Origin of the sequence: Bacillus sp. RSS_NA_20 (assembly GCF_020165915.1) — a bacterium.
GTDB classification, from domain to species: Bacteria; Bacillota; Bacilli; order Bacillales; family Bacillaceae; genus Bacillus; species Bacillus altitudinis.
The window spans coordinates 1,921,241-1,943,987 of sequence record NZ_JAIUKW010000005.1; the positions used below are offsets into that span (position 1 = coordinate 1,921,241).

At 42.1% G+C, this 22,747-nt stretch carries 26 protein-coding genes; 5 read left to right on the plus strand and 21 right to left on the minus strand.

Annotated elements, in window-relative coordinates:
• Positions 1-108: 108 nt before the first annotated feature.
• Genes hisIE through LCD32_RS15630 form a run of 8 tightly spaced genes read right to left on the minus strand, consistent with a single transcriptional unit; the run spans position 109 to position 6,532 of the window.
• Positions 109-738 (minus strand): bifunctional phosphoribosyl-AMP cyclohydrolase/phosphoribosyl-ATP diphosphatase HisIE, encoded by a 630-nt coding sequence (gene hisIE / locus LCD32_RS15595; protein WP_076821147.1) that lies wholly within the window; start codon positions 736-738, stop codon positions 109-111.
• Positions 735-1,493 (minus strand): imidazole glycerol phosphate synthase subunit HisF, encoded by a 759-nt coding sequence (gene hisF / locus LCD32_RS15600; RefSeq protein WP_008348145.1) that lies wholly within the window; start codon positions 1,491-1,493, stop codon positions 735-737. Before hisF ends, hisIE begins: the two co-directional genes overlap by 4 nt.
• Entirely contained in the window at positions 1,490-2,227 is a 738-nt protein-coding gene (gene hisA / locus LCD32_RS15605; protein WP_008348146.1) for a 1-(5-phosphoribosyl)-5-[(5-phosphoribosylamino)methylideneamino]imidazole-4-carboxamide isomerase, read from the minus strand. The genes hisF and hisA overlap by 4 nt, the downstream gene beginning before the upstream one ends.
• A complete protein-coding gene (hisH, locus tag LCD32_RS15610) occupies positions 2,224-2,862 on the minus strand; it encodes an imidazole glycerol phosphate synthase subunit HisH (RefSeq protein WP_060781453.1) in 639 nt (212 codons plus the stop codon). The genes hisA and hisH overlap by 4 nt, the downstream gene beginning before the upstream one ends.
• Positions 2,862-3,446, minus strand: coding sequence for an imidazoleglycerol-phosphate dehydratase HisB (gene hisB / locus LCD32_RS15615; RefSeq protein WP_017368110.1), 585 nt, complete (start codon positions 3,444-3,446; stop codon positions 2,862-2,864). The genes hisH and hisB overlap by 1 nt, the downstream gene beginning before the upstream one ends.
• Positions 3,443-4,732 (minus strand): histidinol dehydrogenase, encoded by a 1,290-nt coding sequence (gene hisD / locus LCD32_RS15620; protein WP_060781454.1) that lies wholly within the window; start codon positions 4,730-4,732, stop codon positions 3,443-3,445. The genes hisB and hisD overlap by 4 nt, the downstream gene beginning before the upstream one ends.
• Positions 4,729-5,376 carry an ATP phosphoribosyltransferase gene (gene hisG, locus LCD32_RS15625; RefSeq protein WP_007500071.1) on the minus strand — a complete coding sequence of 216 codons (648 nt, stop codon included), beginning with the start codon at positions 5,374-5,376 and terminating at the stop codon, positions 4,729-4,731. Before hisG ends, hisD begins: the two co-directional genes overlap by 4 nt.
• Entirely contained in the window at positions 5,369-6,532 is a 1,164-nt protein-coding gene (locus LCD32_RS15630) for an ATP phosphoribosyltransferase regulatory subunit (protein WP_224564198.1), read from the minus strand. The genes hisG and LCD32_RS15630 overlap by 8 nt, the downstream gene beginning before the upstream one ends.
• 233 nt (positions 6,533-6,765) lie before the next feature.
• Here LCD32_RS15630 and LCD32_RS15635 point away from each other — a divergent pair, with 233 nt between their 5' ends.
• The gene (locus LCD32_RS15635) at positions 6,766-7,557 is read left to right on the plus strand and encodes a C39 family peptidase (RefSeq protein WP_058213565.1); all 792 of its coding nucleotides are present in this window, start codon (positions 6,766-6,768) and stop codon (positions 7,555-7,557) included.
• A 78-nt stretch (positions 7,558-7,635) separates the two neighbouring features.
• Here the strand turns inward: LCD32_RS15635 and LCD32_RS15640 are convergent, their stop codons facing one another.
• From LCD32_RS15640 to hprK, 8 genes are all read right to left on the minus strand, one after another.
• Entirely contained in the window at positions 7,636-8,268 is a 633-nt protein-coding gene (locus LCD32_RS15640; protein WP_224564201.1) for a DsbA family protein, read from the minus strand.
• A 56-nt stretch (positions 8,269-8,324) separates the two neighbouring features.
• Positions 8,325-8,966 carry an NAD(P)-dependent oxidoreductase gene (locus LCD32_RS15645; RefSeq protein WP_224564205.1) on the minus strand — a complete coding sequence of 214 codons (642 nt, stop codon included), beginning with the start codon at positions 8,964-8,966 and terminating at the stop codon, positions 8,325-8,327.
• Between the two features lie 87 nt (positions 8,967-9,053).
• Positions 9,054-9,482, minus strand: coding sequence for an Rrf2 family transcriptional regulator (locus LCD32_RS15650; protein ID WP_003213266.1), 429 nt, complete (start codon positions 9,480-9,482; stop codon positions 9,054-9,056).
• Positions 9,483-9,551: 69 nt separating this feature from the next.
• A complete protein-coding gene (locus LCD32_RS15655) occupies positions 9,552-10,070 on the minus strand; it encodes an acyltransferase (RefSeq protein WP_035701530.1) in 519 nt (172 codons plus the stop codon).
• Position 10,071: 1 nt separating this feature from the next.
• Positions 10,072-10,722 (minus strand): pyrophosphatase PpaX, encoded by a 651-nt coding sequence (ppaX, locus tag LCD32_RS15660; protein ID WP_007500058.1) that lies wholly within the window; start codon positions 10,720-10,722, stop codon positions 10,072-10,074.
• The gene (locus LCD32_RS15665; protein WP_212338548.1) at positions 10,719-11,663 is read right to left on the minus strand and encodes a nucleoside recognition domain-containing protein; all 945 of its coding nucleotides are present in this window, start codon (positions 11,661-11,663) and stop codon (positions 10,719-10,721) included. Before LCD32_RS15665 ends, ppaX begins: the two co-directional genes overlap by 4 nt.
• Before the next feature lie 16 nt (positions 11,664-11,679).
• Entirely contained in the window at positions 11,680-12,504 is an 825-nt protein-coding gene (lgt, locus tag LCD32_RS15670; protein WP_060781457.1) for a prolipoprotein diacylglyceryl transferase, read from the minus strand.
• An 11-nt stretch (positions 12,505-12,515) separates the two neighbouring features.
• A complete protein-coding gene (hprK, locus tag LCD32_RS15675) occupies positions 12,516-13,448 on the minus strand; it encodes an HPr(Ser) kinase/phosphatase (RefSeq protein ID WP_003212943.1) in 933 nt (310 codons plus the stop codon).
• Between the two features lie 176 nt (positions 13,449-13,624).
• Here hprK and nagA point away from each other — a divergent pair, with 176 nt between their 5' ends.
• Genes nagA through LCD32_RS15690 form a run of 3 tightly spaced genes read left to right on the plus strand, consistent with a single transcriptional unit; the run spans position 13,625 to position 16,284 of the window.
• Complete coding sequence (gene nagA / locus LCD32_RS15680; protein ID WP_060781458.1) at positions 13,625-14,815, plus strand: N-acetylglucosamine-6-phosphate deacetylase; 1,191 nt, start codon at positions 13,625-13,627, stop codon at positions 14,813-14,815.
• Positions 14,815-15,540 (plus strand): glucosamine-6-phosphate deaminase, encoded by a 726-nt coding sequence (gene nagB / locus LCD32_RS15685; protein WP_046527618.1) that lies wholly within the window; start codon positions 14,815-14,817, stop codon positions 15,538-15,540. Before nagA ends, nagB begins: the two co-directional genes overlap by 1 nt.
• Positions 15,541-15,558: 18 nt before the next feature.
• Entirely contained in the window at positions 15,559-16,284 is a 726-nt protein-coding gene (locus tag LCD32_RS15690) for a GntR family transcriptional regulator (RefSeq protein ID WP_060781459.1), read from the plus strand.
• Between the two features lie 27 nt (positions 16,285-16,311).
• Here the strand turns inward: LCD32_RS15690 and LCD32_RS15695 are convergent, their stop codons facing one another.
• From LCD32_RS15695 to LCD32_RS15715, 5 genes are all read right to left on the minus strand, one after another.
• On the minus strand, positions 16,312-20,166 hold the full coding sequence (locus LCD32_RS15695; RefSeq protein WP_060781460.1) for a metallophosphoesterase: 3,855 nt from the start codon (positions 20,164-20,166) through the stop codon (positions 16,312-16,314).
• Between the two features lie 94 nt (positions 20,167-20,260).
• Complete coding sequence (locus tag LCD32_RS15700) at positions 20,261-20,647, minus strand: phage holin family protein (RefSeq protein ID WP_007500042.1); 387 nt, start codon at positions 20,645-20,647, stop codon at positions 20,261-20,263.
• Entirely contained in the window at positions 20,648-20,842 is a 195-nt protein-coding gene (locus tag LCD32_RS15705; protein ID WP_008348183.1) for a PspC domain-containing protein, read from the minus strand.
• Positions 20,843-20,848: 6 nt separating this feature from the next.
• Entirely contained in the window at positions 20,849-21,940 is a 1,092-nt protein-coding gene (locus LCD32_RS15710) for a DUF4097 family beta strand repeat-containing protein (protein ID WP_007500040.1), read from the minus strand.
• An 11-nt stretch (positions 21,941-21,951) separates the two neighbouring features.
• Positions 21,952-22,287 carry a hypothetical protein gene (locus LCD32_RS15715; RefSeq protein ID WP_008348186.1) on the minus strand — a complete coding sequence of 112 codons (336 nt, stop codon included), beginning with the start codon at positions 22,285-22,287 and terminating at the stop codon, positions 21,952-21,954.
• Positions 22,288-22,484: 197 nt separating this feature from the next.
• Between LCD32_RS15715 and LCD32_RS15720 the strand changes: the two genes are divergently transcribed.
• On the plus strand, positions 22,485-22,715 hold the full coding sequence (locus LCD32_RS15720) for a hypothetical protein (RefSeq protein ID WP_008348188.1): 231 nt from the start codon (positions 22,485-22,487) through the stop codon (positions 22,713-22,715).
• Positions 22,716-22,747: the final 32 nt, after the last annotated feature.

Sequence of the window (22,747 nt, forward strand, 5' to 3'; positions counted from 1 at the left end):
TGTACCGTGTGTAGTATAACATACTTCATGAGTCGTCACATAGAACAAAAGGAAAGGAAGGATTTGTTTTTCATTTAAAAGCAAAAAGCCGGGGGTACCCCCAGCTTTTCATTCCCCTTGATGGCGCTTTTTCAATACCTTTAATACATCATCAAGAGGCAGCTGCTGTTCACGTAATAACACAAGAAGGTGATAAAGGAGATCTGCTGTTTCCCATTTCAATTCTTCTTGATCACGGTTCTTCGCTGCAATGATGACTTCAGAAGCTTCTTCCCCTACCTTTTTCAGGATTTTGTCGACTCCTTTTTCAAAGAGATAGGTTGTATAAGCTCCTTCTGGCATTTCCGTCTGCCGCTTCGCAATGACCTGTTCCAGTTCATTTAAAATGGCAAAGCGGTCTTGTTCTCCCCTTTGCTGTTTCACGCCCTCTTCCGAAAAACAGCTATAGCTGCCTGTATGGCAGGCTGGACCGCTTGGTGTCACTAGAACAAGCAGGGCATCTTGATCACAGTCATAGCGAATAGATGTAACACGCTGGGTGTGTCCAGATGTGGCTCCTTTGTGCCAAAGCTCATTTCTCGACCGGCTAAAAAACCATGTTTCCCCTGTCTCTAATGTTTTTTCATAGGATTCTTGATTCATATACGCCAAAGTAAGAACTTCCTTGCTTTGAGCATCCTGTACAATGGCAGGAATGAGACCTGCATCATTAAAGGTTAATTCGTTTGCCTGTTTCATCTTACCTTCACCCCGTGTTCTCTCAAATATGTCTTCACCTCTTGAATGGAGGTTTCTTTATAATGGAAAATAGAGGCTGCAAGTGCGGCATCAGCTTCACCTTTTGTAAAAGCCTCCAGCATATGCTGCGCATTGCCAGCACCTCCTGAAGCAATAACTGGCACTGTGACTGCTTCTGATACAAGCTTCGTCAAACGATGCTCAAAGCCCGTTTTCTCACCATCGGCATCCATGCTAGTCAGCAAGATCTCGCCTGCTCCTCTTCGCACGGCTTCTTTCGCCCAGTCACTCACTTCTAAATCCGTTTGACGGCGTCCTCCGTGCGTATAGACCATGTATGCTTGTTTCTCTTCATCGTATTTCGCGTCAATCGCAACAACTATGCACTGTGAACCAAAAAAGTCGGCTCCTTCTGTTATTAGCTCCGGTCTTAAAACAGCCGCTGTGTTCACAGACACCTTGTCTGCCCCCGCTCTTAAAATACGCTTCATGTCATCAAGGTGGTTAATCCCGCCGCCCACCGTGAACGGGATAGCGAGAGTGGATGCCACTTGTTTGACCACATCCACCATCGTTTTTCGGCCTTCATGAGAGGCAGATATATCAAGAAAGACGAGTTCATCCGCACCTTCCTCGTCATAGATCTGCGCTAATTCGACCGGATCACCAGCATCCTTCAACCCTAGAAATTGGATCCCTTTGACCACACGCCCTTCCTTTACATCAAGACATGGAATGATTCGTTTTGTCATCATATGCTGTCAAGCCCTTCAAACGCTTCAGCTAAAGTAAATTGCTTTGTGTACAGCGCCTTGCCAATGATTGCACCAGACACACCTGTCTGCTTTTGTGCTGACAGCTTTTGCAGATCACTCACTGCACTGACACCACCTGAGGCAATGACTTGTTTGCCAGTTGCTTCTGCTAATCGAACCGTACTTTCCACATTTGGACCAGACAGCATGCCATCCATTTGAATATCCGTGAAAATGAAGACCTCTGCGCCTTCCTTTGCCAGTTCCTGACCAAGTTCCTCCGCCTTTACTTCCGACGTTTCAAGCCAGCCTTCAGTCGATACAAAACCGTTTCGTGCATCAATGCCAATGGCGATTTTCTCCCCATATTGCGCCAGCATTTTTTTCACAAAAACCGGGTTTGACACCGCTGAACTGCCAAGAATGACTCTCGATACGCCATTGTTTAAATAAAATGCAACATCTTCTTCTGTCCGAATGCCGCCGCCAATTTGGACATTCACATCTAATGAGGAAGCAATCGATAGCACATGCTCGTGATTCACGCGTTTTCCTGCTTTTGCGCCATCTAAATCAACGAGATGTATCCATTTCGCTCCTTCATTTGCAAACAGTCTCGCCATGTCTAACGGTGAATCTCCATAAATGGTTTCTTGGTCATAGTCTCCTTGCACAAGTCGTACACATTTGCCATTTCTCATATCAATTGCTGGATATAATGTAAAATCACTCATTTGCTCACCCTCTGTTCGTTTGCTAATTGAATAAACTGTTTCAGCAGTGCCATTCCTGTTGTACTGCTTTTTTCAGGGTGAAACTGCGTTCCAAACACATTCCCCTTCCCAACAACGGCAGGTACTTGCACACCATAGGGTGCACTTGCCAATAGGTCTTCTGGATTCATGCCGCTCACATAATAAGAGTGAACAAAGTATGCAAATCCTTCTGGCACACCTTTAAACAATGGAGAGGGCTTATGAAATGTGAGCTCATTCCAGCCCATATGAGGCACCTTCAGCCTTTGGCCATCCTGATCACGATCCTTCAAAAGAACGACACGTCCTTTTAAAAGGCCTAACCCTTTTGTTTTTCCTGCTTCTTCACTTTCTTCAAACAACAACTGCATGCCAAGGCAAATGCCAAATAACAGCTTTCCTTCCTGCACGACTTGGTGGATAAACGCCTCAAGTCCTGTCTGTCTTAACAGCTGCATCGCATCACGAAACGAACCGACGCCTGGCAAAATGTACGCATCTGCCTTTTTCAGCTCCCCTGCTTCAGAAGACACGATATAAGACGCTCCTGCTCGTTCCAGTGCTTTTGATACGCTAAACAAATTTCCCATTCCATAGTCAATTACGCCAATCATTAGAGCATCCCCTTTGTCGACGGAATCCCTTTCACACGCGGATCAATGGTTGTTGCTTCATCTAAGGCGCGTGCCATCGCTTTAAAAATGGCTTCAATCATATGGTGGGTATTGGTTCCATAGTGAACGATCACATGCAGATTGATTCGTGCTTCAAGGGCAAATTTCCAAAGAAACTCATGAACCAGCTCCGTATCAAAGGTGCCGACCTTCTGACTAGGGAAATCGGCTCTCATTTCCAAATGAGGACGATTGCTTAAATCCACGACTACTTGGGCGAGTGTTTCATCCATTGGAACAAAACTAGAGCCGTAGCGCTTGATTCCTTTTTTATCACCGAGCGCTTCTTTAAACATCTGCCCAAGCACAATGCCAATATCTTCTGTTGTGTGGTGATCATCGACATCTGTGTCTCCTTTTGCATCTACAGTTAAGTTAAAATGTCCATGCTTCGTGAATAAGTCGAGCATGTGCGTCATAAAAGGGACATCTGTCTGAATATCTGCTTTTCCTTCGCCATCAATCTCTAGCGCTAACGAAATGTTCGTTTCATTTGTCTGTCTCGCTGTTTCCGCCTGTCTCATTTTGATTCCTCCCGCTTTCTCGCTTCAATCGATCTGGCATGTGCTTCAAGCCCTTCTAATCTTGCAAAAGCCGCAATGCTTTCCCTATGTGTTTCAAAGGCTTCTTTGCTATATGAAATGATGCTCGTTTTCTTTTGGAAATCCGTGACGCCGAGCGGACTAGAAAATCTTGCCGTCCCGTTTGTTGGCAGCACATGGTTCGGTCCTGCGAAGTAATCCCCTACCGGCTCTGGGCTGTAACGCCCTAAGAAAATTGCTCCAGCATGCTTGATTTGACCAAGTAGTGATTCTGGATACGCCGTCAGCACTTCTAAATGCTCTGGGGCTAACTGGTTCACGATATCAACTGCACGATCCAAAGATTCTGTTACGTAAATATAACCATGGTCTTGAATAGATTGTACTGCAATTGATTTCCTTGGCAAAGTATCAAGCTGTGCTTGCACCTCCGCTTGCACTCTTTCAGCCAATCCTTTAGATGGTGTCACCAAAATACTGGATGCCAATGCATCATGCTCTGCCTGTGAAAGCAAATCAGCTGCCACCTCATGTGCAGCTGCCGTTTCATCTGCTAAAACAGCAATTTCACTTGGACCCGCAATCATATCAATGTCTACTTGACCAAATACTTCCCGTTTGGCAAGTGCTACATAAATATTTCCTGGACCGGTGATTTTATCAACAGGCTGAATACTTTCCGTTCCATATGCAAGAGCAGCTATCGCCTGAGCACCGCCCATTTTGTACATTTCTGAAATGCCCAGCTCCTTCGCAGCTACTAGCACAGCGTCAGACAGACGGCCGTCATTTCCTGGCGGTGTCACAAGGACAATTCGCTCAACGCCGGCAACAAGTGCCGGAATCACATTCATTAAAACAGATGATGGATAGGCGGCCGTTCCCCCTGGGACATATACACCGACCGCATCAAGCGGTGTTACTTTCTGACCTAGCATTGAGCCGTCCTTTTGGTGATAAAACCAAGAGGAGGTCAGCTGACGCTCGTGGTATGTTCGAATATTCCGGATCGCCGTTTGGATGATTTGGATCATCTCCGGGTCCAAACGTTCGTAGGCTTTTGTCTTTTCATCCTCCGTCACAAGTGGCTGTTCAATAGAGACACCGTCAAATTGCTTCGTGAATGACCGTACGGCTTCGTCACCATTTTTTCTCACTTCTTCGATAATTCGTTGAACAGCCAGTCGCTGCTCTTCCGTTCCTGTATCTAGAGAACGCTTGAGTGAGAGAGTGTCTGTCTCACCTTCTTGTATGTAGGTGATGTTCATGATGTTTCCTCCCCTTCTCCTTCGATGATTCTTGCCAGACGCTGCGCCATTTCATCGATTACCGCATCCTTCATTCGATAGCTCACAGGATTGACAATAAAACGTGACGTAATGTCACAAATATGTTCCGTTTCGACAAGCCCATTTTCCTTAAGTGTTTGACCGGTGGAGACAATGTCAACAATTCGATCGGCAAGTCCGATGAGTGGTGCTAATTCAATGGAACCATTTAGCTTAATGATCTCCACCTGCTCACCTTGTTCTCTAAAATAAGAAGAAGCGACATTTGGGTACTTTGTGGCCACACGCGGCGCAACACCGCCCCAGCTGGCTCCCGGCAAGCCCGCTACAGCTAAATGACATTTGCTAATGTTTAAATCGAGCACTTCGTACACATCCCGTGCTTCTTCAAGCATGACGTCTTTCCCTGCAATGCCCACATCCGCTACACCGTGCTCTACATATGTCGTCACATCCATTGGCTTCGCTAAAATAAAGCGGAGATTTTCTTCCGGTACATCAATGATTAGTTTTCTTGAATCTTCGAATTCCTCCGGCAGCTGATATCCAGCCTGTCTTAATAGCCCTGCTGCTTCTTCAAATATCCGCCCCTTTGGCATTGCCATTGTCAACACTTTACCCATTTTGCTCTTCCTTTCTAGCGCCGATAAAATAAGTCACTTGCTCAAATGCCTTGGTCATGGCATCGATATTTTCAATACCTGCTAAGTCTTGGAGAACAATCCTTTTGCCCTTTGTCCGCTCTTTTTCTGCAAAATCAAATGCTTCAAGCCGTTGTTCTTTACTAAAAATCACAGCCTCTTGGGGCTCATTTATTTCTTTTGCGTCGAGTGCCTCAAGAAGACGGTCTAATCGAAGTCCGAAGCCTGTAGCGGGTGCGGGTGCATCAAAGTGAGCAAGCAATTGATCATACCTTCCTCCACTTCCGATCACAGACCCAACATGATCTGCAAATACTTCAAACAAAATCCCCGTATAGTAGCTCATATGACTGACCATGCTTAAATCCAAACGGATATATTCTGTACAGCCGTAATCTTCAAGTGTCTCCCACAGCGCCTTTAACTCCGCCAGCTCTTGTGAGACCACAATTTCTTCAGCCTGCTGGGTCACTTCTTGACCGCCGCGCAGCTCTAAAAGCTGGAGCAGCCTTGTTTTATCGATGGATGAGAGAGGCAATTGTTTGACATGCTGCCTGTAGCCCACATAATTCTTTTCATATAAAAATCGGCGCAATACGTTCGCCCGCTCTGTATTCCCTAGTACATCTAAAAACAAGGTCTCAGCCAAAGCCACATGCCCAATCGCAATTTTGAAGGATTGAAGTCCAGCATTTTTTAATGCAAACACGACAAGCGCTATGACTTCAGCATCTGCACTAATCGAACCATCACCGATCAATTCAATACCGACCTGCTCAAATTCAGAAGGTCTTCCGCCTTCTCTTTCCTGTGCCCGAAACACGTTGGCTGCATAACCGACTCGAAGCGGATACGCCTGTTCGTGAAGCTTTGAAGCCGCCACTCTCGCAATTGGTCCCGTCATATCAGGTCTAAGCACAAGGGTTTGACCATTTTGATCAAGAAGCTTAAACAGCTGCGTATCTGTAATCGCCGATTGAACACCGACTGTATCGTAAAATTCAAGCGTTGGCGTTTCCATTAAACGATAACCCCAACCATTCATGACCTCTGTTAAAGAATGCCTGACTCTTTTCTTCGTCTCATACAATCCTGGTAATGAATCTCGCATACCATATGGTTTTTCAAACATGAACATGTTCTTCCGCACCTCCAACACATTAAAACAAAAAATTCCGAATCCTTTAGTTCGCTAATATGATAATATGCTAACAAAATAAAGTAATTAAATCAATCATTTTTATTTTCCCCTTTTTTTCCTTAATCATTTGTTCATATATTACATTAAAATGACACCTAATCCTTTTTGATCTCTTTGCTTTAGGAACATGCTATAATACTTAAAAATATTGAATAACACAGGAGATTACAGTGAAATTCATCCAGACATTAATCTTAACTTTGTTGTGCGCATGTCTTGTTTATTTCGGCTTTATTTACGTTTCACAATTCGACCAAGTCAAGAAAACAACGTCACCGCAAGAAGCCAAAGAAAAAGAAAATGATACCGCACTAGCAGCAGAAGAAACACGTTCTACGAAGAAAACAGAAACGACACATTCTAGTTTAAAAGGAAATAAAAAAGCCATGGACGTCATCCTCTTTAATCAAATGGATGCACCAAAGCTTTATAACGGATGCGAAGTCACGAGCTTAGCCATGCTTCTTCATTACAGCGGCTATGAGCATATAACGAAAAACGCATTGGCAAACGAGATTAAGCGTATCCCACTCAATTATGAGAATGGCTTAAAAGGAGACCCTCATGACGGGTTTGTAGGCGATATGGAGAATGGGCCAGGTCTTGGTGTGTACCACGAACCCATTTATCAGCTTGCGAAAAAATATGCAGGTAATCAAGCGGTGGACTTGACCGGCAAGCCAGTTAAAAAAGCCATTTACCAATCACTTGAAAAAGGTTATCCTGTCTGGGTCATTACAACTTCGACCTTTGCCAAAACAGATAACATTGAAACATGGAATACACCAAATGGAAAAATAGATATCAGCTTTAATATGCATAGCGTCGTCATCACTGGCTATGACAAAGATCATGTCTACTTAAATAATCCATACGGAGAAAAGAATCAAAAAGTCGATCGTGAACAGTTTGAGGATTCTTGGAAACAGATGGGCAGCCAGGCGATTATCATTAAAGCATAAACCACTTCTCCCATTGAAGAGAATGCACACATGCATCAAAAACATCCTCCATACGAATGGAGGATGTTTTTGAATGATTTATTTTTTTAGTATTTCCTTCAGACGGTCTTCAAGCTTTTCAGCCGTCATCGCACCCCCACCAAGGCTGATGTATTCATCCCCTTTTTTTAGTAAAAGTGTAGGATAGCCATTCACGTTCAATTGCTGAACCTTTGCAAAATCGGCATACGCATCATTGATCGTTTCTGTCTCATTCATTCGTTCAACCAATACATCAGGGTCAAGTTGGTGTTTCATAGCGATATCTCTATAAGTTTCTTCATCACTTAGGCTTTTTCCGTCTTGATAAAAGGCCTTTTGCATAGATGAAGCCAAGTACAATGCATGCTCTGGTGCGATGGATCTTAATGCTGAAAATCCAATTGCAGCAGCCTCAGAGTCTAAAATGAATGTTCCGTTTTCTAGCAACTCTTCGTAACGGTCTCCAAATTCGACACCTGTCAGCTGACTGATACGCTCGTTTGCTTCTGAAATGTGTGGATAATTCTTTATCGATAGACGACGCTCTCCTACAAATAAACCGCCCGATACAATTGTCAGTGGTATCTCAGGGTGATTTTCGTGTAAAGTACGGATGCTGTTGGAAAATCCATAACACCAGCCACAATACGCATCCCATACATAGATAAAAGATTTTTCTTGATCATTCATAAGACAGACTCCTCACTCAGCGTTTTTTAGTGACAATGAAACGCATGTTATTCTACTTATTCTGCTTCAGAAACCACAGTAAAACGTTCTCCAACATGAGCAGCTTGTTCTATCTCATCGACAAGTGCAACGGCGTAGTCAGCATAACTCACATAGCTGTCACCCTTTGAATTGACGATAAGATGGTCTTTGCCTTTCACATAAGCACCTGTCCGTTTGCCTGCTGGATTAAAGAAGGCTGCTGGACTTAAAAATGTCCATTTTACTCCTTCGGTCTTTTGAAGATCTATTAAATTTTCTCCTTGCTGTGAAGCAGTAGCAAAGTATTCCTTTGGAAACTCCGGTGTGTCCATCAGTCTAGTTGTTTTGGCCTCATCTACAAATAAAATTCCAGCGCCTCCCACAACGATTAAACGCGTTTCTGGTGTCTCTTTTAAGAGATGAATGAGTTTTTTTCCTGCTTCTACATGAAGGTGCTCTTGTCCTGCTGGGGCACCAAATGCATTTACGATCACATCAAAACCTTTGACGTCTCCTGCCTCTAAGTGAAAAACATCCTTTTCTAAAACAGCTGCTGATGAATTAGTCACTTTTTGTGCATCTCGAACGATTGCCGTTACTTCGTGCCCTCTCAATTGAGCTTCTTTTAAAATGTGTTGTCCTGCTTTACCTGTTGCGCCAATGATTCCAATGTTCATGTAAATTCCTCCTACAATATATTGTTATTTTGATCGCTAAAGATGTAACCGTAATGGTTACAACAGAGGTAAAAAAAATTGAATAGATCATCCAATTTTTTTGATTAAAACCTGCGTTAATTCACTTAATTTGATCTCAGCAAGCACTTGCTCCATCGCACTTTGAGCACGGCACAAAATTAATTCTAGTACAGCTTGAATATTTGCACCGATCGGACAGTCAGGGTTTGGGCTTTCATGAATTTGAAACAACTCTCCCTCATCCACCACTTCAACCGCTTTATACACATCGAGCAGTGTAATGTCATCCTCACTTCGGTTTAATTGAGAACCGCCTTTGCCAAGACTCGTTGAGATTAGGCCTGCTTTTTTGAGCTTACTCATGATACGGCGAATCACCACTGGATTTGTATTGACACTTCCTGCGATATCCTCCGATGTCTGTAATGATCCTTTTTCAAGTGATAGCAAGGCCAGAATATGGACAGCGACAGTAAATCTGCTGCTGATTTTCATGTTTTCTCACCTCTGTTGTAATCATTATAGTTACACCATGTTAGAATGTCAACAAAAAAGTCTGCCGAGCTACTCAGCAGACGAAGATTGACGTGCTTCCATTTCCTCTTTCGTATAAATCATCCGCATTGGATTTCCTCCAACAAAGGAGCCTGCCGGAACATCTTTGTTCACAAGAGTTCCCGCCGATACAATCGCACCATCACCAATTGTCACTCCAGGTAGGATCGTTGAATTTGCTCCAATTAACACTTCATCACCAATATAGACTTCCCCAAGCCTATACTCTTTAATCAAATACTCATGGGACAAAATGGTCGTGTTATAGCCAATCACACTATTTCGACCGACAGTGATTTTCTCAGGAAACATGAGATCGACCATCACCATTAAAGCAAACGCCGTATCCTCCCCGACTTTCATTCGAAGGAAGGTGCGATAAATCCAATTTTTCATTCCCATAAAAGGCGTATACCTTGCCAGTTGAATAAAGATAAAGTTTTTCACAACCTTGAGAAAGGGGACTGTTCGATAGACTTGTCTAAGCGAATTGACCCCTTTGACAGGATAACGATCTGTTTTTCTCAACTTAATCAGCTCCAACAATTGCCAAGAGATCACTCATTTTCTGCAGCATATAATCTGGGCGATGCTTTAACAGGGCTTCTTCTCCCTTAATAGACCAAGCAACACCTGCTGTTTTCGTCCCTGCCGCTTGACCAGATAAAATGTCGTGATAATTATCACCAACCATGATCGCCTCATGCGGATCACTGCCGAGCTTGGATAATGCCAGTTGAACTGGTTCTGGATGCGGCTTTTCATTTTGTACATCATCAAGTGTGACAATAACCTCAAAAAATGGCTCCAATCCAGTCAGCTTTAATCCCATTAAGACCGTATCACGGATTTTTGTTGTCACAATACCAAGCTTAAATCCCTGATCCTGAAGAATTTTCAACGTGTCTAACACCGTCTCATACTCCGTCACAAGCAGATCATGCTGTTCATGATTAAACGTTCGATACATCTGGATCATATCATCTGTCAGATTCGGATCCATTGCAGAGAATGTATCAAATAATGATGGACCAATGAAATGAAGGATATCCTCACGGCTGTATTGACCAGGGTAATAATGATCAAGCGTATGCTGAAATGAAGCAATAATTAATTCATTTGTATTGATTAATGTGCCATCTAAATCAAATAGCACTGTGTTAATAGTTGATTGGTTCATATAGCTTCCTTTCTAACAGCTGCATGTTCCCGCCTCCGCCAAATATAGCTGATGGCAGCTGTCAATAAAATAGCAGAAATAAGGCGAATAAGAAGAAGCGGCCAGACTGGAATACCTAATGGAATGAAAATGAGTGTATCTTCGACCACCGCATGACACGCCACAAGGAAAATGAAAGCAAGCGTTAAATCCTTTTTGCTGACACCGTCCTCTTCCACTGCCTTCATCATGACGCCTGCCCCGTAGGCAAGACCAATGGTTAAACCAGCCACCATCGTCATAGACGTATTTTCTTTCATTCCAAGCATTCTCGTAAAAGGAGACAGCCACTTAGACAGCGTATGGAGCCACCCTAAGTCTCTCATGAATTGAATGATGACCATGAGAGGAATGACAATACAAGCCAGCTGCAACACACCAAGAACAGCTTTCTGTAAAGCAAGAAGTACGATCATATACCAGCTAGAAGGCACATCAGCCGACTGAGCAGCTGTCAGCAAACCATATTGCGCCGGCTCCTCGCCTCCCTGCCAAACAAGGTGAATGACAACTGCTGACACGACGGCAAGACTGATTCTGACTAGCAAAATGATAGACACCCGCAGCCCAACCTTCGCCGCCACTGTTGATTCGATGATCAAGTTGTGACAAAAAGAGAGCATGACCGCTAAAATGAACACTTCCTTCACAGGCAGCTCTAATGTCAAGATGGCTGCAATACCCGCATACAAGTTCAGCATATTTCCTAAAACAAGCGGAATGGCCGCTTCCCCTGAAAGACCAAACAGACCCATAAATGGACGGATGAATTGTATCATCCAATCCATCACAGGTGTATGCTGCAAGATACTAACGAGAATGGTAACCGGAAAAATGACTTTTCCAAGTGCCCAAGTTGTCGATAACCCTGCTTTCAAGCCGTTTTTCCATGTCTCCCTCATCTTTTATCCCCCTTGCTTAATTTGATGAGTTGTTCTCTTTATACCGTATAGATGCATATCCCTTGATTCTTCTAAACACAATCAGCAAAACAGCCACTGCAAATATGACAATCGAAATCATCTGTGCAATTCGAAGATGCTCAGTCAGCATTAAGCTGTCTGTTCTCATTCCTTCAATGAAGAAACGACCGATTGAATACCAGATTAAATAAGACAAGAACATTTCGCCTCGACGCAATGATGTTCTACGTAATAAGATTAATATCAAAACGCCTGCGATATTCCATAATGATTCATATAAGAACGTAGGGTGATAGTAGGTCCCGTCAATGTACATCTGATTAATAATAAACTCAGGCAGGTGCAAATTTTCTAAAAAGGCTCTTGAAACAGCCTCACCATGCGCTTCCTGATTAATAAAGTTCCCCCAGCGCCCGATGGCTTGCCCTAGTAAAATACTAGGCGCTGCGACATCGGCGATTTTCCAAAAGGACACCTTTCTCACTTTAGTAAAGACAATCGCTGTCAGCACCGCCCCTATCAGTCCGCCATGTATGGCAATTCCACCATTCCAAATCTTGATGATTTCATTTGGGTGCTGCTGATAATAATCCCATTCAAAGGATACATAATAAATTCGTGCACAAATAATGGCGATAGGAATGGCAAATAAGATGAGATCAATAAACATATCTTTATTGATGCCTCTTTTTTCACACTCCCTTAATGCGAGCCAGAGTCCAAGCAGAGCTCCGACCCCAATAATCACACCATACCAATGAACCGAAATAGGTCCGAGCTGAAAAGCAATCGGATCAATTGGTTGAATTGCTTCATTCATATAGACAGCTCCTATTCATCCTGGCCATTGTCTTCAATGACATCGGCAAGTTTACTTGTAAATTGTTCCGCTGCATTATGTCCCATTCGTTTCAATCTGAAGTTCATAGCAGCTACCTCGATGATGACCGCTAAATTTCGTCCCGGACGTACAGGGATGGTCAGCTTTGGTACATCTGTATCGATGATCCGCATTTTTTCTTCCTCAAGTCCTAAACGGTCATACTGTTTGCCTTGTTCCCAAAGCTCAAGGTTCATAACAATCGTAATTCTCTTATAGCTTCTGACAGCGCCCGCTCCAAATAAGGTCATCACATTAATAATGCCTAATCCACGGATTTCTAGAAGGTGCTCAATCAGCTCTGGTGCGCTTCCAACTAACGTATCCTGATCCTCTTGCCTGATTTCCACGCAATCGTCTGCAACCAGCCTGTGTCCTCTCTTCACTAATTCTAAAGCCGTTTCACTTTTTCCTACGCCACTTTTTCCAATTAACAGTACACCTACACCATATACATCTACGAGTACGCCATGAATCGCAGTCGTTGGTGCAAGCTTGCTTTCTAAGAAGTTCGTTAATCGACTCGAAAGTCTTGTCGTTTTTAAGCTTGAGCGTAAAACCGGCACTCCATTTTCATTTGAAGCTTCGATCAATTCCTTTGGTACTTCACGATCTCGTGACAAAATGATGGCAGGGGTAATATCTGTACAAAGAGACATCATTCTCTGCTTTCGTTCGCGTTCTGGGAGCTGTTCAAAAAAAGAAAGCTCTGTCTTCCCTAAAAGTTGAACTCTTTCTTTTGGGTAATATGTAAAATATCCAGCCATTTCAATACCTGGTCTGGAAAGATCACTGATTGTAATGGGACGATTAATCCCTTCTTCCCCACTTACCAGTTCAAGATGAAATTGTTCCATTATGTCCTTCGTACGAACTTTCGGCACGCTTCTTCCTCCTTTTATCACAGGCGTTTCAGAAATACAGCTCTATTTTATCACTTTCAATGATGAACCCAAAACAGTATTTTATCCTGATCCTGTTTCAACACATTCACTGGTATAGACAACTATACTTAAAAAAGGTAAACTGAATCTAACGACGAGAATAAGGGGGCACAATCATGAGCAGTTCTTTATTGCTCTCCAATATTCATATTGTGACAAAGACAGAAATCATTGAAAACGGTTTTGTCGGTTTACGCGATGGCAAGATCGACTATATTTCAACATCACCGCCGACAGGAAATTATGAAAAAGTATATATTTCCCGGGAAAACTTTTATTTACTCCCCGGAATGATTGATATTCACATCCATGGGGGATATGGTGCAGATATGATGGATGCGACACCAGAAGCCATGAATACACTTGCTGATCACTTACCCGCAGAAGGAACGACAAGCTTTTTAGCAACAACCATTACACAAAATCATCAAGAGATTGAGCAAGCACTTAAAAATGTCGCACAGTGGAGACCCTATAATGAAAAGCAGGCTGGAAGTCAGGCACAATGTTTAGGCATTCATCTAGAAGGTCCTTTTATTTCTAAAGATAAAGCTGGTGCGCAGCCTGCTCAATGGATTACGCAGGCTAACCTTCCTCTTTTTGAGAAATGGCTGAGTGCATCTGATCAGCTGATTCGAATTGTCACTTTTGCACCTGAGGAAGATGATGATTTTGCATTTCTTTCCTTACTAAAAGAAAAAAATATCATTCCTTCTATTGGACATACAAATGCTCCTCATGACATGATTGAACTAGCAGCAAAGCACGGTGCGCGTCATGTCACGCATCTTTATAATGCGATGAGTTCATTTCAGCATCGTGAGCCCAATGTTGCAGGGGCTGCGCTTACAAACGAAAAGCTTTTGACTGAGCTGATTACAGATGGCATTCATTCACATCCTCTTTCCGTAAAGCTTGCGTATTTGGCAAAGGGAAGTGAACGTTTGATCATGATTACAGACTCAATGCGTGCAAAAGGACTTGGAGAGGGAACCTACGAATTTGGTGGGCAGACAGTGACAGTCAGCGGTGAAAAAGCATTGCTGGCAGATGGAACACTTGCAGGATCGATTTTACAAATGAAAGATGGGGTCAAACGTATGAGACAGATCACACAATGCGGATGGACAGAAATTGCTCAAATGACCTCAACAAATGCAGCCACTCAGCTCGGGATCGATCATCAGCTCGGTTCGATCGAAGTTGGAAAACTGGCAGACTTGGTCATTTGGGATGAAGCTGGCGAACTCATGATGACGATCTGCCATGGACAAATCGTTTATGAAAAAAAGGAGGCCACACACTGATGAACATCATCGAATTTGCAGATAAAGATCAATTAGGAAAAGCAGCAGCTGCTTTCATTGCACGTACCATTGAATCAAAAACAGATGCGGTTCTCGGTCTGGCAACTGGCGGTACACCAATTGACACTTATAAAGAGTTAATTCAGTTGCATCAAACAGAACAATTGTCTTTCAAACAAGCAAGAACAGTGAATCTGGATGAGTACGTGGGAATTGATCCAAATCATGAAAATAGTTATATGACTTACATGAAGCGACATTTATTTGACCATATTGATCTCCCGTCAGATCAATATTTCCTTCCCAATGGTGCTGCTTCTCACTTGGAAGAAGAGTGCTTAAGGTATGATCAGCTCATTGAAGATTTAGGGGGCATTGATCTTCAGCTACTTGGTATCGGACAAAATGGACATATCGGGTTTAATGAACCTGGTACTCCCTTTGACTCAAAGACGCATGTCGTTCAATTAGATGAACACACTCGTCAAGCCAATGCAAGATACTTTTCTTCTATTGATGAGGTGCCTACACATGCCATTACAATGGGAATTGCAAGCATTCTTTCAAGTAAAAAAATTCTCCTTCTCGCATCAGGAAAATCAAAAGCGGACGTGATACAATATTTAGAACGAACAGAGATTCACCCAGACTTCCCTGCATCTGCTCTGAAACTTCATGAAGATGTGACGATTTTTATTGATCGAGAAGCTGGTTCACTACGCTAAACACGAGAGGATTTTCACATGTTTATTGATAAGCAGTCACCTATCCCCATGTACCATCAGATTATGGAGAACTTGAAAAAGCAGATTGAGGATGGAACGTTAGCACCTGATACACTCATTCCTTCTGAAAGAGAATATGCCGAACGCTTTGGTATTAGCCGAATGACTGTCAGACAAGCCTTATCGAACCTTGTGAACGAAGGATATTTATACCGGCAAAAAGGAAAAGGAACATTTGTTAGCCGAAAGAAGTTTGAACAACCGCTTCAGGGCTTAACAAGCTTTACAGAAGATATGCGTCAACGTGGGTTCAAAGCTTCAAGTCAGTTGATTGATTTCAAAAAAGTCGCATGCCCAGAGCACTTGCTGCAATCATTACAGCTGTCGAACAGTGAAGATGTTTATGAATTAAAACGAATCCGCCTTGCAAACAATGAACCAATGGCTATTGAAACGAGTTATATACCTGAAAAATTTGCTGGCGAGCTCACAAAGGACCATTTAACTGGATCTTTATATGAATATATAGAAACGAACACAGGTCTAACCATTGCCCATGCCAAGCAGGAGCTTGAAGCCAATGTTGCTTCAAAGGAAGAAGCTGACCTGCTGTCTATTTCTTTAGGGGACCCTGTCCTCTCCATTGTAAGAACAACTTATTTTCAAAATGACCTTCCATTCGAGTATGTCATGTCCGTTTATAGAGGGGATCGATACAAACTCACTCACACAATGGAAAGATAAAACTGTGCTCCTGAAAGCACAGTTTTTTTATTTCCTAAGAAATGTTGATTGATCATCATTTTTTGTATGAATTTTCCATATAGGCGAAATCGCTTTCCCTTCGAAACGGTCTTTTGCTACAGTGTACCAATAATATTCTTGATTTGGCTTTAACCCTTTCCATTCAAAGCTTGCTTTTTTACCACTTTTCACACCTTTGACCTCTCCAAGAAGAACGTTTGTGTAGACATTCAATTCAAAATAATTGGTTTTAACGGATTTCATTTTAGGTGTTAAATCCACATCAATTGAAAATTCATCTTGATCTCCATACGTTTTTGGATCATAGAAATGTTCTTGATTCAAGTAGGGTGAATATGTGGTGAAATGAAGTTTATTTTTTTCTTGATCCGCAGTGATCAGCCGCATAAAACCTTGACCGCCTTCAGGACCTGACTGGTAATCTGCAAGGATTTGATATACTTTTCTGTCCACTTTTCCATCATGATCATCGTCAATCTCATCTACTTTTCGACTGGCTCCGTGGTAGTGGCCGCTAAATACTGCGACAATATTCGGGTGACGCTTTACCACTTGATGGAAGATCAAATCTCCAATTGGGCTTCGATTGCCGCTCACTAACAAATACTCATGGAAATTTAAAATGACAATTCGATCTGGATGTTCAGAAATGACTCGATTTAACCAGTCAATCTCATTTTGCTTGATCCCCCAGCCCATATACACCATCATATAATCATTGCCACCAGCAGAGATAAGATCATAATGACCTCGATTGTTTTGATAGGATTCACCGTAATACGGCTTGTCTTCAAAGCGTTTCGCTCCAAAATACCTCCCATATTCCCTATAATGGCCGTCTTTGTGCCTGACATCATGATTACCAGCTAATACACCGTAAGGAATATGATGCTTATCTAACACACGCATAAATGTATCGGCACGATTCCACTGCTTATCCTTTGAATCATCCACAATATCACCTGTATGGAACACATATTGAATATTTAATGGGTCCCTTTGATCTCTGATCCACTCGACCATTTTTTTGAAGATGTGAGGATAACTTCTGGCATAATATTGAGTATCAGACATCCACACCATCTTATAAGGCTTTAACGTCTTACTGACCTCATCTTGTACAAGCAAATCAAACGTTTGATTTTTCATATACTGTCTGACTGACAGCAGCCCTTTCAGGTAAAATTCCTTTTCATCCTTGGCAAAGTGATGAGTGATTTTATCCCACTTTTCTTGCTGATGATTCCAAGCGTACATCGTTACCTTTCTCCCTGATAATGAGCTTCCTTTCCATACAGCTTCGACAACATCCTTTTCACGTACATCGTGATGAACCTTGATTTGAAAGCGATGATAAGGAAAATGCTGTAGATCTTTCGTTTCCACTGATTTACCATCAGCAAATGCAATGCGATTTCTTTCTCGATCAGAAAAAATCATTTCCCCTGTTTCATTTAAATGTTTTGGCGGCTCTGTTTCCGCTGCATATTTGAAAATCTTCATGGACGGATGCAGCGATGTATATTGATAGGCACGGTAAAAGGAGTAATCTAACTGATCATTAGTAGGATCATTGGTTAGCACTGTTTGCTTAGATGATTCCATTTTTGTCCTATCTGACACTCTCTCTGGCGTCTCAGGGTGTTCATGTACCGTCTTAAAAACCTTTTTCAAAGTTGATTTGTTTCCAGCGGCATCTTTTGCTTTTATCTTCAATGTGTGCTCCCCAGGTTCTAATTCGCTAGAGGACGTCTGATAAGGCAAAGAGATCGGTTTTCCATCTAAATATGCCTTCATCTCCACTATGTCACTCCAACGATCCGTCACCTTTGCCTTTAACGTAAAGACGCCTTTATATTGGTCATTTGCCTGTATATTACTCTTGATTTTCGGACCCGTGTTATCGACTTTCACACGTACAGATTGAGATTCGTCTGCGGTTTTAGCCTGAACAACATGTACTCCTTCTTTCAGCCTTCTTGTATCCCACTGAATATAGCTTGAAGCATATGCTTGCTTCGGGATTTGAAACTGAAATGCTCTTACCTTCTTAGCGCTGCCACCGTCGCCCATTTTCCATTCCTCATGCTGGCTCGCATTTAGAGGCAGAATTTGAGTTCCATTCGATAAAATCATCTGGACATTTTTCAATTCAAAATCATCGTGATTTTCTCCAGGAAATCGGTCAAACGGCGATGACTTCGTCCCAGCATGGAATGATATCGTTTGTGGACCTGCCTTTTCTAAGTGTTTTTCTGGTATTGGTATTGTATAGGTGCGATACACTTTTGTCGAATCATCAAAAATGGAAAGTAAGTGCTTACCTATAGATACACCATTCTTAAAATATAAATTTGTCCCTTTGACATCAAATGCAAGATATGGATCTGCTTCAAGTGCAGGGAATACTTGTCGAATCGGTTTTCCATCTATCATTAATTGTATGCTTTTTTTCTGATCTGCTGTTGCTTTTAAGTGAAATACGCCAGAAACCGTATCTCCTTCTTCTACATTCAATCGAAGGCCGTGAGCTTTGCTTACTTGTTCCACATCAATTGTTTTTTTCATTGTCATTGCTTGATTTTCGCCGTCTGACGCTTCAATCTGATATTCCAATCGTTCTTTACCGATGAGCTCAGGTGAATAAATAATATGGTGAAACAGCCGATCATTATGATCCTTTTGAAGCAGCACCTCTTTAAAATCTTCATGACGATTGGTTCGATATCGCAATTTGACCGTTTTGACGGACTGATCATCCTGCACATCTGCTCTCATTTCAATGCCTTCAGTTGGTTTTATCGGTTGATTGTCTGTCATATCTTCGATCACAGGTTTATGAACATCTTGTGATATTTCTTTTTTTTCAGTTGGAACTTGTGCTTTTAACACTTTTCCGGGTGTCGGCTCTTCCTCCACTTTCGAGATCAGCTTCATTTGTGTCGTTCCATCCATTGGATACTTGAACAGTAACGATCTGTGCTCGCTAAACAATGAAGGCTTTAAACGATAGGATGCCGACGATACCTCTTCTCCTATATTTGTTGTGATAGAAACAAGGCGGGATTTAGAATTGGACAATCCTTTGCTCTCGATTACAGATAGATGCTCGCCCTCTTTTAAATGGCTTTTGTACATCGCATTAAAGTCCGCTACTGTTAAATGCTCCTGTCCTTTTTTTCTAAGCCAAAATACGTACGGTTTTCCAGGAGAAATGGTGATCGGACTTGTGTGGAATGAATATATATCATCCATCTCCACGCCTTGCGCTGGATTGCGATAGCGAAGCTGATAATGTCGAAGTGAAATGGGTGCATCTGTTGTGTTATACACCTCAATGAATTCAAAAGCATCCTTGCCTTTGCGGTTTTTTGAATTCACCACGATTTCTGTCATCAATAGCTCAGGAATTTGTGAGAGATCCTCTTCAAATCCGTTTAAGTGAACAGCTTGTTCGGTTGTTTTGATGACAGACTTCTGCGTCAGGAATTCTGTATAGTAATGAACTGTTGGATTCCACAATTGATCTGTCGGGATTTTTGCTGTAAATTCTGGTTTCATCCCCGGCAATCGTTCCATCGGGATCAATCGATATCCCAGTTCATCACTCTGTTTATAGTACAAGTTTGCAGACAAAATTTGCTCTGACTGACTAATAGATGCCCGAAATTGAAGATCACGGTTTTTTCCTTGAACTGGACGGACATCTACTTGAAATTGATCAAAGATAAAAGGTGAAAAGGGCTTATTTCGTATGTTCACTTGTGTTTGTGTCAAAGATCCTGCTGAAGCAGGCTGACTGAAACAAAAAAGAATGCTCAAAAAAAGCAAAAGAATGATTTGTCTGCTCACATTCACCATCGTGCACCGCCTCCCTTCGGATATTGTGTCTCCTGAAGACGGTTTTTATGACAGATGGAACGGGGAAACGATATAAATTCACACAAAAAAACCGTTAGCTTTTTTTCGCTAACGGTTCCACGATTCCTTTTTGTATGAGCAGATGGAAAATGGATAAAATGACAGCCATCCAAATGGCCGTTCCAAACCCATCAATGTTAAAACTATCTCCCATAAAGCTTGAGGTCATCATCAGTGTGATGGCATTAATGACAAAGAGGAACAATCCTAGTGAAAGTACTGTCACTGGCAGCGTTAAAATGATCAAAAACGGCTTCACTAAAATATTGAGCAAGGACAAAATAATACTTGCTACAATCGCAGCGCCAAAACCTTCAATATACACACTACCAAGGCCTGGCAAAATGCCTGAATCAAAATATCCAGCAATGACGATTAAAAGTAATGCATTGACGAAAATACTAACGATCCATCTAAGCATTTAGTTAGTGCCTTCTTCCGGAACAACAAAATACCAGATGAAGTAGATCAAGAATATCGGCATAAATGCTGTCATAAATCCGATGATCACCGTTAAAATACGAAGCAGGGATGCATCGACACTTAAGTATTCAGCAAGTCCACCGACAACACCCGCTATTTTTTTATCTGTCGCTGAACGATAAAGCTTCTTCATGTAGAATCACTCCTTGTCTGATTGGTGCTTTACTTGGATTGAGCCTGTTTTTGTTTCTGCAAAAATGGATATATTGTGCTCCGCCTGTTGATTGGCTTTAATCATTTTCTCTTTTTGCAGCGTTTCATTTTTCTCTTTAATCATATTTGCATCAAGCAGCTCATGAGAGATCGATCCGAGATTGCTTTTCAGCTCCGCAGTCACTGCACAAGCACGCGGAATCTGAACGTCCACACTGCCTGTTGTCGTTTTTGCATAGATCGAACGGCATTTCTCATCTGACAGCTGAACAGCAATGTTCCCATTGAAGCTCTGTGCATCAATTGATTCACTTTTCCCACGCAGGTCAATGAGCCCATTAATGGTTTCTACTTCAATCATACCACACTCGTGATCAGCCAGTTTGATTTGTCCATTTGCTGTTTCAATTCCGACTTTTTCTGCTTGTAAAGAGGCAAAAGAGACGACGCCATTTGTTGTTTTTGCAGCCAGTTCTTTTGTCTTTAGCTTTTCCCCGCGAATCGGTCCATTAAACAGTTTGACTTTGATCTTATCATATTGGATACGTGGTACATACAGGGTGACATTGACCTTCATGGTCTTCTTTTCAGTTCGGATAAAAAATTTGTCCCCTTCAAGCCCGCAATCCAGATGTTGAAGAAATTGCTGTCTTGCCTGCTCTCCATCCTCTGCACGGTAAATTTTCGCATGACACTCTGCCCGAACATCCCCATCATCCCAAGGCATCAAATTGAGACTGCCATTTGCCAATTGAATATCTAAATGAGACAGTGCCGCGTCTTTGAATTGAAAAATGTGTTCAACGTCGACGGACTGTCCAAAGTTCAAATCAAGATCTACATCTTTGACCTTTTTTACCGCCGAATCTAACCACCCAAACAGCTTTGCACCGAGGTTTTCAGTACCAGTTCCTTTATTCTCTGTGCCAGCTTTTTCTTCATGAAAGGTATGATCAGCCGTTGATTTTTCTAGTGAAATGGACTGGTTTTCTTCTAGTTTTTCAAGCAGCGTAATCGCTTCTTTTGCAGATAATGTCCCGTCTTCTACTAATTTTAAAATGCGTTCTTTTTCATTCATACAAAGCCCTCCTACGATTTGATGGATTGAAGCACTTTAATACCTTGAATGATATTCCAAATGACAGAGATCAAAAAGCCAATGGCGACTAAAAAGGACAAGATAAGTACGGTGAACACTGGAACGAGTGAGTCGCTTGCCTGTGTCGTCAATAAAAAGGGGATAGCTCCAAAAACCAGCAGCACACACGCTGCGACTGGCAAAACATGTGACCACAATGCACGCAGCGAATGCCGTTTCGTTTCCTTTTGATCCACTACAAAATATGCCACGATCGGCACAATAAACGGCATGAAAAATACACTAAAATAACAAATAGATGCAATGATCGACTGATCTCTGTTCATATATATTCGCTCCTTCATGATGAAAATTCCTTTCTAACTCATACGTTTATGGCGTATAAAAAGTTTCAAACTCATTCGATTTACATATGACCTTAGACACAAATTATTTCTTTTTGCACCTAAGTGTAGATTCTTCATGGATTACCCTTTAAAATATGTTGAAAAGATGGTGATTATCATTATAGGGGGTAATTATTTTGACAGATCATCATAATGCTAACCACACGGCACAAACGCTTTTAGACCTTATACAGAAACAGAAAAGCATGAACAGCGATATGATCAAGGAGCTAGAGGCCATTCATCCGTCTCATCCGAAGTATGGTGATATCCGTTATTTAAAAGTACTGCTCGATAGTAGCAGCACTCATATTTTAAAGGATTTAACGCACCTCAGTAACTTAATGCCAAAGGAAGATGTGCAATAAAAGGAAAACCCCTCTTTCGGAGGGGTTTTTCT

Excerpts from the sequence above, each read along its gene's own strand:
- nagB (WP_046527618.1), top strand. The coding sequence starts at position 14,815 with ATGAACATCATCGAATTTGCAGATAAAGATCAATTAGGAAAAGCAGCA.
- LCD32_RS15630 (WP_224564198.1), bottom strand. The coding sequence starts at position 6,532 with ATGTTCATGTTTGAAAAACCATATGGTATGCGAGATTCATTACCAGGA.
- hisIE (WP_076821147.1), bottom strand. The coding sequence starts at position 738 with ATGAAACAGGCAAACGAATTAACCTTTAATGATGCAGGTCTCATTCCT.
- hisG (WP_007500071.1), bottom strand. The coding sequence starts at position 5,376 with ATGGGTAAAGTGTTGACAATGGCAATGCCAAAGGGGCGGATATTTGAA.
- LCD32_RS15710 (WP_007500040.1), bottom strand. The coding sequence starts at position 21,940 with ATGAATGAAAAAGAACGCATTTTAAAATTAGTAGAAGACGGGACATTA.
- LCD32_RS15695 (WP_060781460.1), bottom strand. The coding sequence starts at position 20,166 with ATGGTGAATGTGAGCAGACAAATCATTCTTTTGCTTTTTTTGAGCATT.
- hisA (WP_008348146.1), bottom strand. The coding sequence starts at position 2,227 with ATGAGTGATTTTACATTATATCCAGCAATTGATATGAGAAATGGCAAA.
- ppaX (WP_007500058.1), bottom strand. The coding sequence starts at position 10,722 with ATGAACCAATCAACTATTAACACAGTGCTATTTGATTTAGATGGCACA.
- nagA (WP_060781458.1), top strand. The coding sequence starts at position 13,625 with ATGAGCAGTTCTTTATTGCTCTCCAATATTCATATTGTGACAAAGACA.
- hisF (WP_008348145.1), bottom strand. The coding sequence starts at position 1,493 with ATGATGACAAAACGAATCATTCCATGTCTTGATGTAAAGGAAGGGCGT.
- LCD32_RS15650 (WP_003213266.1), bottom strand. The coding sequence starts at position 9,482 with ATGAAAATCAGCAGCAGATTTACTGTCGCTGTCCATATTCTGGCCTTG.
- LCD32_RS15640 (WP_224564201.1), bottom strand. The coding sequence starts at position 8,268 with ATGAATGATCAAGAAAAATCTTTTATCTATGTATGGGATGCGTATTGT.
- hisB (WP_017368110.1), bottom strand. The coding sequence starts at position 3,446 with ATGAGACAGGCGGAAACAGCGAGACAGACAAATGAAACGAACATTTCG.
- LCD32_RS15645 (WP_224564205.1), bottom strand. The coding sequence starts at position 8,966 with ATGAACATTGGAATCATTGGCGCAACAGGTAAAGCAGGACAACACATT.
- LCD32_RS15690 (WP_060781459.1), top strand. The coding sequence starts at position 15,559 with ATGTTTATTGATAAGCAGTCACCTATCCCCATGTACCATCAGATTATG.
- hisH (WP_060781453.1), bottom strand. The coding sequence starts at position 2,862 with ATGATTGGCGTAATTGACTATGGAATGGGAAATTTGTTTAGCGTATCA.
- hisD (WP_060781454.1), bottom strand. The coding sequence starts at position 4,732 with ATGAACATCACCTACATACAAGAAGGTGAGACAGACACTCTCTCACTC.
- lgt (WP_060781457.1), bottom strand. The coding sequence starts at position 12,504 with ATGAATGAAGCAATTCAACCAATTGATCCGATTGCTTTTCAGCTCGGA.
- LCD32_RS15715 (WP_008348186.1), bottom strand. The coding sequence starts at position 22,287 with ATGAACAGAGATCAGTCGATCATTGCATCTATTTGTTATTTTAGTGTA.
- LCD32_RS15665 (WP_212338548.1), bottom strand. The coding sequence starts at position 11,663 with ATGAGGGAGACATGGAAAAACGGCTTGAAAGCAGGGTTATCGACAACT.
- LCD32_RS15700 (WP_007500042.1), bottom strand. The coding sequence starts at position 20,647 with ATGCTTAGATGGATCGTTAGTATTTTCGTCAATGCATTACTTTTAATC.
- LCD32_RS15705 (WP_008348183.1), bottom strand. The coding sequence starts at position 20,842 with ATGAAGAAGCTTTATCGTTCAGCGACAGATAAAAAAATAGCGGGTGTT.